The following is a 12,403-nucleotide window of genomic DNA, read 5'->3' as shown; positions in this document are numbered from 1 at the left end:
CAGTCGCAATTTGCACAAGGAAATCACTCTTAAAGTACGAAAATGCGCCTGACGGCTTTTTAATCAAGGCGCATTTTTTGGGCACAATTTTTTAATCGGGCTGTTTTGCAATAACTCCGGGCCGTCCTCCCCGGAATCCTTGTGCTTGCTTTTCCGGAGCGCGGGGGCTGCTTTTGACACGGTAGATTACGAAGTGAACGATCAGCGCGAGGGTCATCATTCCGCCGCCGACCAGACAGACGCCGTTCCAACCCATCCATCCCCAGAAGAGAGAGGAAAGGGTTGACCCGGCGGCTCCGCAAGGTTTTGTTTTCGGCGTCTGGGCCGTAAGAAGTCTTTTCTGTCCCGAGGGTCAAACGGGGAGGTTCCCAGCGATACGGAAAAGCGGATACACACGGAATTTCAGGGGCCTGGGCCCTTTCAGCGAAAACAGCGCGCGGTGGAAAAACGCACCGGCGCTGTTGTTTTCTTTTCCGGTTTCCTATGGTATAATACAGATAAATTTTACACAATACAGGTAACCGTTCCTTTAAGGGGGCGGAAGCTGTACACTATATCAGTCAGGAACGGTGATTGGATTGGCAATTCCACGCGACAGAATTCGAAATTTCTGCATTATCGCCCATATCGACCACGGCAAAAGCACCCTGGCGGACCGCATCCTCGAGCAGACAAAATCCGTGGCGCTGCGCGAGATGGAGGACCAGATTCTGGACGATATGGATCTGGAACGTGAGCGCGGCATTACGATTAAGGCTCACGCCGTCACGCTTGTTTACAACGCAGAGGATGGGCAGGACTATGTTTTTAATCTGATCGATACGCCCGGCCACGTCGATTTCAACTATGAAGTTTCCCGTTCGCTTGCCGCGTGCGAGGGGGCCGTGCTGGTCGTCGACGCTTCGCAGGGCATCGAGGCGCAGACGCTGGCGAACACCTACCTTGCGGTGGACGCGGGGCTGGAAATTATCCCGGTTATCAACAAGATAGACCTGCCCTCCGCGCGCCCGGAAGAAGTCCGGAAAGAAATTGAGGACGTGATCGGCATTCCCGCCGAGGAAGCGCCGTGCATCTCCGCCAAGATGGGCACGAATATTCAGGCGGTCATGGAACAGGTCGTCAAAAACGTGCCGCCGCCGGGCGGCGACGAGAACGCCCCGCTGCGCGCGCTGATTTTCGATTCCTACTACGATCCGTACAAGGGTGTGGTCGTGCATGTTCGCATCAAGGACGGGCAGGTGAAACCGGGCGACGTGATTCGGATGATGTCGGTCGGCAGCGAATTCACGGTTGTGGACTGCGGCTATATGCGCGCGACAAAATTCGAATCGAGCGACTGCCTGAAGGCCGGGGAGGTCGGGGTCATTTCCGCCTCCATCAAAGCGGTGCGCGAAGCGCGCGTCGGCGATACCGTCACGCTGGCCGACCGGCCCGCAAAGGAACCGCTGCCGGGCTATCATCCGGTGCAGCCGATGGTGTTCTGCGGCGTATATCCCGCCGACGGCGCGAAGTATCCGGACCTGCGCGACGCGCTGGAAAAGCTGCAGCTGAACGACGCGGCGCTTTCGTTTGAGCCGGAAACCTCCGCCGCGCTGGGCTTCGGGTTCCGCTGCGGATTCCTGGGCCTTTTGCATATGGAAATTATTCAGGAGCGGCTCGAACGCGAGTATGACCTGGATTTGATCACCACCGCGCCGAGCGTCGTCTATCATCTTGTGAAAACCGACGGCGAAATGATCTCGATCGACAACCCGACCAATTATCCGGACCCCGCGCTGATTGCCGAGGCGCAGGAACCGATTACCAACGCGCATATCTACACGCCGAAGGAATACGTCGGGAATATCATGGATTTGTGTCAGGAGCGCCGGGGCATCTTTTTTGACATGAAATATGTGGACGCGGACCGCGTGGATATCCACTATGAACTGCCGCTGAACGAAATCATCTACGACTTTTTCGACGCGCTGAAAAGCCGAACCCGCGGATACGCGTCGTTCGACTATGAGGTTAAAGGATACCAGAAGAGCAAGCTGGTTAAGCTTGACATCATGCTCAACAGCGAAACCGTCGACGCGCTTTCCTTTATTATTCATGAGGACAAGGCTTACACCCGTGCCCGTAAAATGGCGGAAAAGTTGAAGGACAAAATCCCGCGTCAAATGTTCGAGGTGCCGATTCAGGCGTGCATCGGCGGCAGGATCATCGCGCGCGAAACGGTCAAGGCGCTGCGCAAAGACGTTCTTGCCAAGTGCTACGGCGGCGACATCTCCCGCAAGAAGAAGCTGCTGGAAAAGCAGAAGGAAGGCAAAAAGCGCATGCGTCAGCTCGGCACGGTCGAGGTGCCGCAGGAAGCGTTTATGAGCGTCCTCAAGCTGGATGAATAGGCAGCGTGCCGCTGCACCATCGCCCCGCCGGACAGCAGGGCGTTAACCGGACGCTTGGTTTGGCGGGAGAGAGGGAAGAAACTCCCGGCAGTGTACCGCTGCACCATCGCCCCGCCGGACAGCAGAGCGTTAACCGGCGCTTGGTTTGGCGGGAGAGAGGGAAGAAACTCCCGGCAGCGAACCGCCGCACCATCGCCCCGGCAGCGTGCCGCTGCACCGACGCCCCGCCGTATAGCGCGGAGTGAACCGGAAGCAGAGTTTGGCGGGAGTGGTGGCCGCGCCTTCACTCCCGCCGCCCGCTTTCTGAGAAAGGTTAAACATGCGAAAACCGATCGGATTATACGTTCACGTTCCGTTCTGCGACGGGAAATGTCCTTACTGCGATTTTTATTCGATCCGCGGAACCGAAGAACGGATGGACGAATATACAGATTGTATCATCGATAATATAAAATACGAATCGGAGCGAACCGGCCGAACAGCGGATACGCTGTATTTCGGCGGAGGTACGCCGAGCCTGCTTGGCGCGAAGCGGATCATTCGAATGGTGGAAGCCGCGCGTGCAGGGTTTGGGCTGGAGCACGCGGAAATCACCGTGGAAGCGAATCCGGGAGAAGAGCTCTCCGGTTTTTTCAGGGAAATCCGTGCGGCGGGCGTGAACCGCCTGTCGCTGGGGCTCCAGTCGGCGGATGACGGGGAGCTTAGGCTGCTGGGGCGCCGGCACACGGCGGAGCAGGCCGCCCGGTGTATCGCGGAAGCGCAGGCCGCCGGCTTTGACAACCTCTCGCTTGACCTGATGCTCGCGGTGCAGGGGCAGACTCAGGAAAGTATGCGCCGGTCGATTGAATTTTGTTCCCGTGCTGGGGCTCGGCACGTTTCGGCGTATCTATTGAAAATCGAGCCGGGAACAGCTTACTATAAAGACAAAGAAAATTTGAAGCTTCCGGATGAAGATGCGACGGCCGAGCTCTACCTTTCCGCGTGTGAAATATTGGAACAAAGCGGGTACCGCCAATATGAAATTTCAAATTTTGCGCAGAACGGAATGAAAAGCCGCCATAATCTGAAATACTGGCACTGCGAGGAATATCTGGGATTCGGCCCCGCCGCGCATTCGTTTCTGGACGGAAAAAGGTTCTCGGTCCCGAGGAGCATCGGCGCGTTTCTGCGAGGCGAACCGGCGGAGCCGCAGGGGGACGGCGGCGATTTTGAGGAATTTGCCATGCTGGCCCTGCGCCTGGCGGAGGGCCTGACCGACGAGCGGTGCAGAGAGCGCTTCGGATTTTCGGTTCCGCACCGGATGAAGGACGCCGCCCGGCGGTTTCAGCCCGGAGGACTGACCGTTTGCGGCGAGAGCGGATTTCATTTTACACCAAGGGGGTTTCTGCTTTCCAATCCGCTGACGGTGGAAATTCTATCTGTTTAACCGAAAACAAGCCGCCCGGGAGTAACTCCCGGGCGGCTTGTTTTCGGCTGGCCCATCTCTGCAACGGTTGGGCTGTCTTTGGTCAATCGGGTTGCTACTTCTTTTCACGCTTGCTTTGCACTCAAACCCATTTGGAAAGAGAATGGGCGCCGCCGGCACGCAGTTAAGCCTGGGACCGTCGGTCGGCAGGCATCCCCTTTGCACATGCGGGCACAAAAAGCGCCGGTGAGGAATGTCCCATTCCATACACCGGCGCGCGTGAAAAGCAGGAACCAATCCCCGCTCCCACTGTACAAGCGGGGGCGAAAGGAGTATAATACTTCCAGCAATGCGCGGTTTTTCCGCTGTGTATGGAGGTGTGTTCTCCGTATGCAGGGGGCGGGGTGTTGGCGCGCCCTGTCCCTGCTTTGCACTTTTTTATTTGTGCCTACCTTAATAGTATATGCCTGTTTCCTTCAAAATTCAACCATTTTTTACAGGATGAGCCTTTCTGAGCGGGCCGGATGGTGATGTCTGACAAGGAGAAAGGCAACTTTGTTTTTTCAAAATAGAATAAACTTTTTAGATGGAAAAAGAATATTGTAAGGAAGCGGACGCAAACTGATTAGTACCGCGCACGCCGGGGAACGGCTTGATTTCATAATTAGTTTACAATTAACATATTGACAACGGGGTAAACTAATGGTACTCTATTACGTAGAGTTAGCACTCTAACACACAGAGTGCTAAAGTATCAGGAAATGGAGGGAAAGGGATGGAACTGACACAGAGGCAGCAGAAAATACTGGCGGCTGTGATTGAACTGTATATCGCAACCGGCGAACCCGTCGGTTCCAAATCGCTGTGCGAAACCCTTGACTTCAACGTTTCTTCCGCGACGGTTCGCAATGAGATGAGCAATTTAAGCGAAATGGGCCTGCTGGAACAGCCCCATACCTCCGCGGGACGCATTCCGACCGAAAAGGGCTACCGGGTGTATATCGACCGGTTGATGAAGCGGCCCGGAATTACGGGCGACGAGAAGCGGTATATCGACAGCCTGATTCTGCCGAGCGCCTACGACCCGGAAAAGCTGCTGGACGGCGTCGCGAAAATTCTTGCTTCCATGACGAGATTCGCGGCGGTTTCGACGACCCCGAGCGGCGAATCCGCCGTCATCCGCGCGGTGCAGATGGTGCAGACCAGCCGCCGCACGGCGATGGTGATTCTGATGACCTCCGCCGGGACGATGAAAAGCCGTGTGTTCCACTGCGACTTCGACATCACGCCGGAGATTCTGCGGGTCTTTTTCCGCATGCTGAACGAAAAACTGATCGGCGTTCCGGTTTCCAGCGTGACCCCGGCATATATCCAGTCGCTGGCGGCTTCCATGGGCGACATGGCGATGATGATCAGCTCCGCTTTAATGGCGGTCGCGGACGCGGCGCAGGAATCCATGCAGTCGGAGGTATGCCTGAACGGCGAAATCAATCTGCTGTTTTACCCGGAATTCGGCCAGGAGGAACTTCGGCGTATTATGGACTTCCTGTCCCGCCCGGCGGAGCTGTGCCGGCTTCTTTCAAAGCAGAAGGACGACGTGAGGGTCATCATCGGGCAGGAGAGCCGCCGCCCGGAACTGAGCGACTCGAGCGTGATCGTTTCCCGTTACAATGTGGGCGGCCGGGACGCGGGCGCCATTGCCATTATCGGGCCGATGCGGATGAATTACGGCAGAATTATCTCAAGTGTTGAATATCTCTCCGGTTCGGTCGGCAGAATGCTGACGGAACTGATGGATTTGGAATAAAGAAAGGGGCGCCAGTTTTGGAGAAAAAAGAGAGCCAACGGCAGACAGCCGAAGCCGAGGAGAAGGATCCAAAGACCGCCGGGGAACCGTCCCCGCAGACACAGGAGCAGGCCGGTCAGGCCGGGCAAATGGAAAGTGAAACGCCGAAACCCGGTGAGGAGCTGCAAAAAAAGCTGGAGGAAACAAGCCGGGAGCTGGAAAAGCAGAAGGATCTTCTGCTGAGAACCGCGGCGGAGTACGATAATTTCCGCAAGCGCACGGCGCGGGAAAAAGCTTCTCTTTACAACGAGGCCACGGCGGCGGCCGTACTGGAAATCCTGACGGTGGCCGACAGCCTGGAGCGCGCGCTGGAGCAGCCCGACTGCACCGCGGAAGACATGCGCAAGGGCGTCGAGCTGGTGCAGAGACAGATGAAGTCGGCTCTTGAAAAGCTCGGCGTGGAAGAAATGGGAGCGCAGGGCGATCCTTTCGACCCGGAGCTGCACAACGCAATTTCCCATGTGGAAGACGGGGAAAGCGGAGACAATACCGTAGTCAAGGTGTTCCAAAAGGGGTATAAGATTGGCGACCGGGTGATCCGGCATGCGATGGTGCAGGTAGCCAACTAACCTTTTTCTTCATATAGAGTACAAATTAAAAATTGATCAAACGTATTGGAGGTAAATCAATATGTCAAAAACCATAGGCATTGACCTTGGCACCACCAATTCCTGCGTCGCGGTAATCGAAGGCGGCAAACCCGTAGTAATCCCGAACGCGGAGGGCGAACGAACAACTCCGTCCGTGGTTGCGTTTAAAAAGACGGGCGAGCGCATTGTGGGCCAGCTGGCGAAGCGCCAGGCCATCACGAACCCGGACCGTACCATCAGCTCGATTAAAAGGGAAATGGGCAGCGATTTTAAGGTTAAGATAGATGACAAGAGCTACACCCCGCAGGAGATTTCGGCCATGATTCTGCAAAAGCTGAAGGCTGACGCGGAAGCGTACCTCGGCGAGACGGTCCGTTCGGCGGTTATCACCGTTCCGGCCTATTTCACCGACGCCCAGCGCCAGGCGACCAAGGACGCCGGCAAAATCGCGGGGCTCGACGTCAAGCGCATCATCAACGAGCCGACGGCCGCGGCGCTGTCCTATGGCATCGACAAGGATAAGGAACAGAAAATCATGGTCTATGACCTCGGCGGAGGCACGTTCGACGTTTCCATCATCGAAATGGGCGACGGCGTGCAGGAGGTCCTTGCCACGGCGGGCAACAACCGCCTGGGCGGCGACGACTTCGACAAGCGCGTCATGGACTGGATGGTTTCCGAATTCAAAAAGGAGACGGGAATCGATCTTTCCGGCGACAAGGCAACCATGCAGCGCCTGAAAGACGCGGCGGAAAAGGCGAAAATCGAGCTTTCCGGCGTGACCTCCACCAACATCAACCTGCCGTTCATTACGGCGGACGCGAACGGCCCGAAGCACCTCGACATGACCCTGACCCGCGCGAAATACGACGAGCTGACCGCCGACCTGGTGGAAAAGACCGTCGGCCCGGTGAAACAGGCATTGTCCGACGCGTCCCTTTCTTGGAACGAGATTTCAAAGGTTCTGCTGGTCGGCGGTTCCACCCGTATGCTCTCCGTACAGGATAAGGTCAAACAGCTCTCCGGCAAGGATCCGTTCAAGGGCATCAACCCGGATGAATGCGTCGCGATCGGCGCTTCGCTGCAGGCCGGCGTTCTGGGCGGCGAGGTCGAAGGTCTTCTGCTGCTCGACGTCACCCCGCTTTCGCTCGGCGTTGAAACCATGGGCGGCGTGATGACGAAGATCATCGAGCGCAACACCACCATCCCGACCAAGAAGAGCCAGATCTTCTCCACGGCGGCGGACGGTCAGACCCAGGTGGAAGTCAACGTGCTGCAGGGCGAGCGCGAATTCGCCCGCGACAACAAGCAGCTCGGTCTGTTCCGTCTGGACGGCATCGCGCCGGCTCCGCGCGGAATTCCCCAGATTGAGGTCACGTTCGACATCGACGCGAACGGCATCGTGAACGTTTCCGCAAAAGATATGGGAACCGGGAAAGAGCAGAAGATCACAATTACCTCCAGCTCCAACATGAGCAAGGACGATATCGACAAGGCCGTGAAGGACGCTGAAAAATTCGAGGCGGAGGATAAGAAGCGCCGCGAGGAGATCGACCGGAAGAACGAAGCCGAGAATCTTTGCTATTCCGTTGAAAAGCTGATCAAGGACGGCGGAGACAAGATCCCGCAGTCCGATCAAGACGATCTGAACGCAAAAGTGGCGGCGCTGCGCAGCGAAATTTCCGCGAACAACGCCGACGGCATCAAAGAAAAGAGCGAAGAGCTGCAAAAGGCCATGTACGCGGCAAGCGAGAAGCTCTACAAGAATGCCGCGCCCCAGCAGAGTGCCGGCGGCCCGGTCCCGCCCACGCAGGACGGCGGCAACGACGCACCGCAGGGCGGAGACGGCGGTAATGTTTACAACGCGGAATACAGGGATGTCGATGACAAGGATCAGAAATAATTTTAAATCCGATCGCAGGCCGCCGCAAGGCAGAGAAAAGCGGCGGCGCGCGGCGTTGACATAAACTGCGGGTCAGGGCAGCCCTATTCGGCTGCCCTCAACGCGTATTCTCGGGAGTGATTCAGTTTGGCTGAAAAAAGGGATTATTATGAGGTGATGGGCGTCCCCAAAAACGCCACGGATGCCGAAATCAAACAGGCGTACCGCAAACTCGCGAAAAAGTACCACCCGGACCTGAACCCCGGCGACAAGGAAGCCGAGGCAAAGTTCAAGGAGGTCAACGAGGCTTACGAGGTGCTGTCCGACAAGGATAAAAAGGCCCGCTACGACCAGTTCGGCCAGGCGGGGGTGGACCCCAGCTTCGGCGGCGGGGCGGCGGGCGGCAGCCCGTTCACCGGCGGGATCAATATAGACGATATTTTCAACAGTGTGTTCGACGGCTTTGATTTCGGCGGCTTCGGGTTTGGCGGCGGGCGCAGGGCCAACCCGAATACTCCGCGCCGCGGCGGCGACAGCGAAGCCACGGTGAGCATCAGCTTTGAAGAGGCCGCGAAAGGCTGCAAAAAAACCGTCAATTATCAGAAAGTGGACGCCTGCCCGGACTGTCACGGAACAGGCGCTAAAAACGGCACCGAACCGAAGACCTGCCCGCAGTGCAGCGGCAGCGGCCAGGTGCGCGTCAGCCAGCGCACGCCGTTCGGCGTGGTGCAGACGGCGCGTACCTGCGACCGCTGCGGCGGGACCGGCAAGGTAATCGACGACCCGTGCCGCACCTGCAATGGCTCCGGACGCGTGAAGCGGGAAAAAACGATTGAAATCAGCATCCCGGCGGGCATCGACAACGAGCAGGTCCTCAATGTGGGCGGCCGAGGCAACGCGGGGGTCAACGGCGGGCCGAGCGGCGACCTGCACGTTTATGTCAGCGTGCGGCCCCACCCGATCTTTGAACGCCGCGGAAACGACGTCTGGTGTGAAATGCCGATCACCTTTCCGCAGGCTGCTTTGGGTGCGGAGGTTGTTGTGCCGACGATTGACGGAAAAGTCGAATATCAGGTTCATGCCGGGACTCAGCCGGGCGACGTGTTTAAGCTGAAAGGCAAGGGAATTCCCAAGCTGGGCGGGCGCGGGCGCGGCGACCAGTATGTGCGCATGACGATCGAGGTGCCGAAGAACCTGTCGCAGAAACAGAAGGATCTTCTGACGGAGTTTGATTCCGGCGCGGATGAAAAGAATTACCAAAAGCGTAAAACTTTCTTTGATAAAATCAAAGATATGTTCGGCGAATAAGCAGGCCTTGCCTGCGTGAAAAGCTGAGAGAGCCCCGTTTTGCGGGGGCTCTCTTTTTTTTACGAAAAGTCCCGGCTCGCCGAAGAGTTCAAGAAGGGCTTTGGCAGGGAGGGGGCGCGGCCCCCTCCCGTGTCAGTCCCCTTCCGCATAAGATTGCTTTCGGTTTTCAGCGTGTTCCCTGTGCGGGAGGGGGCAGGGGGTGAGAAGCGCCGCCGCAAGGGTAAAAAGATTTTTGGCCGTTCAGACATGGTTGACGGAATCAAAAATCTGTACTATAATTAATAATACAATTAATACGAGCAGGGCAGGAATCTTTGAAAAAGAAGCGACGTGAAACGGACGCCGAAAGAAATGCAAAACTCCGTGTGTATAGAAAAGGGGACAGCTTTCGTGAAATTTTCGTTGTTCCCCGGGGAGGATTAACACCGTGAGGACCTATCAATATGACGACGCAAACGATCACTATGGGTATGGCGACGAATATGAATATGAACTCGATAACGGGTATGACGCAAAACCCCGCAGAAAAAGAAGACGAAGGAAAAGGCGTCATCCGTTGCGGCGGCTGATCCTGATTGTGCTTGCGGCGGCGTGCGTCTGGAAGCTCCCGCTTATCATACAGGGGGTTCGGAGCCTGACGGCTCCGGAGTCCGGCATCTATGAACAGCTTAGCGACAGCGCGCTCCCCGCCGATGACGGGCTGAAGAGCGGTACGGTGTCCGCGGACACAACGGAAGCTTTGGAGGCTATGGCAAAAGCGGACCCGAAGGCGCGGCCCATTGTGCAAAACCCGGGACAGTACCCGCAGCGCCTGCTGGAATCCCTGGGGAGAAATTCGGAATTGCTGGATTTTACGCTGGATTACCCGAAAAAAAAAGGAACCTATTCAAAGAACATCGATCTTTCAAAGCAATCTGAAAAGGGACAAGTTCCTCTGCTCATCCAGTGGGATGAACAATGGGGGTATGCGCCTTACGGCGACGGAATCATCGCGCTGGACGGCTGCGGCCCGACCTGCCTTTCCATGGTTGCCGTCGGCCTGACGGGCGACACGTCCCAAAATCCGAAAGCGGTCGCCGATTACAGCGCGAAAAACGGCTATCTGGACCGGAAAAGCAACAGTACGCTCTGGACCCTGATGTCGGACGGGGCGAAAAAGCTGGGGCTGAGCTCCCGGGAAATTCCGCTGAGCGAAAGCAGGATGACGGAGGAATTGTCGCGGGGGGACCCGATCATCTGCTGCATGGGGCCGGGGGATTTCACCACACAGGGACATTTCATTGTGATCTGTGAGGTTCAAAGCGGAAAATTTACCGTACACGACCCGAACAGCAAAAAGCGAAGCGAAGAAACCTGGAGTTATGACACGCTGAAACCGCAGATTCGCAATTTGTGGGCATTTTCGGCCCCGCGCTGATTTTTTCTCGAATGGGCTCAGTCAAAACAGAATTTTACGCCGGAAGAGAGTTGCATCCGTCTTCCGGCCTTTTTCATTTGCGGGTTTGCATTCCGGATACACCGTGCTAAAATAAGGAAAAAGGAATGGAAAGCGGATGGGAACCATGAAAATCATCATTACCGCCGGCGGGATATCCGAGAAAATCGAAGGGGCCGTCGCCGGGGTCGATGTGCGCGGCGGTTCCCCCGGAACAAGGGAAACGGACGCGCTGAATCCGGTGAACCTGAGGGCTGCGATTCACTCCGTTCTGCTTGCGGGCGGCAGCGCGTTCGGGCTGGACGCGGCCGCCGGTGTGATGCAATATCTGGAGGAACGCGGAGTCGGCCGGGATGTGAAGGTTGCGAAAATCCCCATCGTCTGCGGCGCGATTCTTTTTGATTTAAAATGCGGGGATTCCGGGGTAAGGCCGGACAAAAAAATGGGATACGAGGCTTGCCGAAACGCTTCCGCGGGGCCGGTTCCCGCCGGAAGCGTCGGCGCCGGCACGGGGGCGACGATCGGGAAGGTCCGGGGCCTCGGCCACGCGATGAAAGGGGGAATCGGCTCGTTCTGCCTTCAGGCGGGGGACCTGAAGGTCGGCGCCGTCATGGCGGTAAACTGTGTGGGCGACATTTTCGACGAGCGGGAGAACGGACTCATTGCGGGCGTACTGAACGACGACCGGACGGTCGGAGACAGCGAAGCGCTGATGCTCGAAAATTATCGGGAAGACACCGACATTTTCAGCGGGAACACCGTGATCGGCGTCGTTGCCACCAACGCGGACTTCACGAAAGCCCAGGCAAACAAGCTTGCGTCCGTTTCACAGAACGGCATTGCCAGAACCGTCCGGCCCGCGCACACGACTTTCGACGGAGACACAATCTTCACGATGGCGACCGGCCGGGTAAAGGCCGACCCCAACGCGGCCGGCATTTTGGCGGTCCGCGCGGTTGAAAACGCCATCCTGCGCGCGGTAAAAAGCGCGGAATCGCTGGGCGGCTATCCCGCTTACCGCGATTTGATCAAGTGACCGGAGGTTCGGGCAGGGAATCGGCGACAAAATACTGAAAATGAGGGGGCATTCATTTGCAAAACACGGAGAAACTGCGGCGGTTTCGAATTCCGGCTATGCTGCTGGCAGCATTAGCCGTGGGGGCGGTTCTCGGAATTTGTTTCGAGCAGAATGTCGGCGTGAGCCTTTCCGACCGGCTGGCGCGCCGCATCGGGACGGCGAACGCGCAGGTCGTTTCGTGCGCGCGGTCGGGTTCTGCGCTGACGCTCACGCTGGACCTCGGCAACGCTCCGCAGGAACAGGAATCCGCTTCGGCGGCTTCCTTTCCTGCGTTCCAGCAGGGAATGGATTTGGCGAACTACCGCACGGTCATCGGAGCCGTTCAGGAAGAACTGGCTTCCAATCCGCTGGAACGCGGCGTTGAACGCGTGACCGTCGTCTGCCGATACCAGGGGAAAACGGCGGTGACTCTATCAGGAGACCGCGCGCCAAAGAATGTCGGCGCAAGAGACGGGTCCGGAAAAACAGTTTC

Annotated in this window: 11 protein-coding genes; 9 read left to right on the top strand and 2 right to left on the bottom strand. The window is 57.3% G+C overall.

The window, feature by feature from the left end; translation table 11 throughout:
- Positions 1-91: 91 nt before the first annotated feature.
- Positions 92-256 carry a hypothetical protein gene (locus tag ACLQ3M_RS00445; RefSeq protein WP_411675748.1) on the bottom strand — a complete coding sequence of 55 codons (165 nt, stop codon included), beginning with the start codon at positions 254-256 and terminating at the stop codon, positions 92-94.
- A 322-nt stretch (positions 257-578) separates the two neighbouring features.
- On the opposite strand from ACLQ3M_RS00445, the gene lepA reads away from it, so the two are divergent.
- Positions 579-2,387, top strand: coding sequence for a translation elongation factor 4 (gene lepA / locus ACLQ3M_RS00440; RefSeq protein ID WP_411675766.1), 1,809 nt, complete (start codon positions 579-581; stop codon positions 2,385-2,387).
- Positions 2,388-2,516: 129 nt separating this feature from the next.
- Here lepA and ACLQ3M_RS00435 read toward each other — a convergent pair whose 3' ends face one another.
- Complete coding sequence (locus ACLQ3M_RS00435) at positions 2,517-2,708, bottom strand: hypothetical protein (protein ID WP_411675747.1); 192 nt, start codon at positions 2,706-2,708, stop codon at positions 2,517-2,519.
- Here ACLQ3M_RS00435 and hemW point away from each other — a divergent pair.
- The 8 genes from hemW to ACLQ3M_RS00395 all read left to right on the top strand — a co-directional run.
- On the top strand, positions 2,707-3,813 hold the full coding sequence (hemW, locus tag ACLQ3M_RS00430) for a radical SAM family heme chaperone HemW (protein WP_411675746.1): 1,107 nt from the start codon (positions 2,707-2,709) through the stop codon (positions 3,811-3,813). The genes ACLQ3M_RS00435 and hemW overlap by 2 nt on opposite strands.
- Before the next feature lie 754 nt (positions 3,814-4,567).
- Positions 4,568-5,599: a heat-inducible transcriptional repressor HrcA gene (gene hrcA / locus ACLQ3M_RS00425; protein ID WP_411675745.1), complete on the top strand. Its 1,032-nt coding sequence runs from the start codon at positions 4,568-4,570 to the stop codon at positions 5,597-5,599.
- Positions 5,600-5,616: 17 nt separating this feature from the next.
- The gene (gene grpE, locus ACLQ3M_RS00420) at positions 5,617-6,207 is read left to right on the top strand and encodes a nucleotide exchange factor GrpE (RefSeq protein ID WP_411675744.1); all 591 of its coding nucleotides are present in this window, start codon (positions 5,617-5,619) and stop codon (positions 6,205-6,207) included.
- Between the two features lie 61 nt (positions 6,208-6,268).
- Entirely contained in the window at positions 6,269-8,131 is a 1,863-nt protein-coding gene (gene dnaK, locus ACLQ3M_RS00415) for a molecular chaperone DnaK (protein ID WP_411675743.1), read from the top strand.
- Between the two features lie 126 nt (positions 8,132-8,257).
- Positions 8,258-9,418: a molecular chaperone DnaJ gene (gene dnaJ / locus ACLQ3M_RS00410; RefSeq protein ID WP_411675742.1), complete on the top strand. Its 1,161-nt coding sequence runs from the start codon at positions 8,258-8,260 to the stop codon at positions 9,416-9,418.
- Positions 9,419-9,845: 427 nt separating this feature from the next.
- A complete protein-coding gene (locus ACLQ3M_RS00405; protein WP_411675741.1) occupies positions 9,846-10,835 on the top strand; it encodes a C39 family peptidase in 990 nt (329 codons plus the stop codon).
- Positions 10,836-10,980: 145 nt separating this feature from the next.
- Positions 10,981-11,889 carry a P1 family peptidase gene (locus tag ACLQ3M_RS00400; RefSeq protein ID WP_411675740.1) on the top strand — a complete coding sequence of 303 codons (909 nt, stop codon included), beginning with the start codon at positions 10,981-10,983 and terminating at the stop codon, positions 11,887-11,889.
- Positions 11,890-11,945: 56 nt separating this feature from the next.
- The coding region (locus ACLQ3M_RS00395) for a hypothetical protein (RefSeq protein ID WP_411675739.1) at positions 11,946-12,403 on the top strand (458 nt) is incomplete at its 3' end.

Source organism: Caproicibacter sp. (genome assembly GCF_046707225.1).
In the GTDB taxonomy this organism is placed as follows: domain Bacteria; phylum Bacillota; class Clostridia; order Oscillospirales; family Acutalibacteraceae; genus Caproicibacter.
The sequence above is the reverse complement of the archived record's forward strand: the minus strand, read 5'-3'. Positions and strand labels throughout refer to the sequence as shown.

Bases quoted from the DNA above. Each gene is read 5' to 3' on its own strand.
- ACLQ3M_RS00445 (WP_411675748.1), bottom strand. From the start codon at position 256: ATGGGTTGGAACGGCGTCTGTCTGGTCGGCGGCGGAATGATGACCCTC.
- hemW (WP_411675746.1), top strand. From the start codon at position 2,707: ATGCGAAAACCGATCGGATTATACGTTCACGTTCCGTTCTGCGACGGG.
- ACLQ3M_RS00435 (WP_411675747.1), bottom strand. From the start codon at position 2,708: ATGTTTAACCTTTCTCAGAAAGCGGGCGGCGGGAGTGAAGGCGCGGCC.
- hrcA (WP_411675745.1), top strand. From the start codon at position 4,568: ATGGAACTGACACAGAGGCAGCAGAAAATACTGGCGGCTGTGATTGAA.
- dnaK (WP_411675743.1), top strand. From the start codon at position 6,269: ATGTCAAAAACCATAGGCATTGACCTTGGCACCACCAATTCCTGCGTC.
- ACLQ3M_RS00400 (WP_411675740.1), top strand. From the start codon at position 10,981: ATGAAAATCATCATTACCGCCGGCGGGATATCCGAGAAAATCGAAGGG.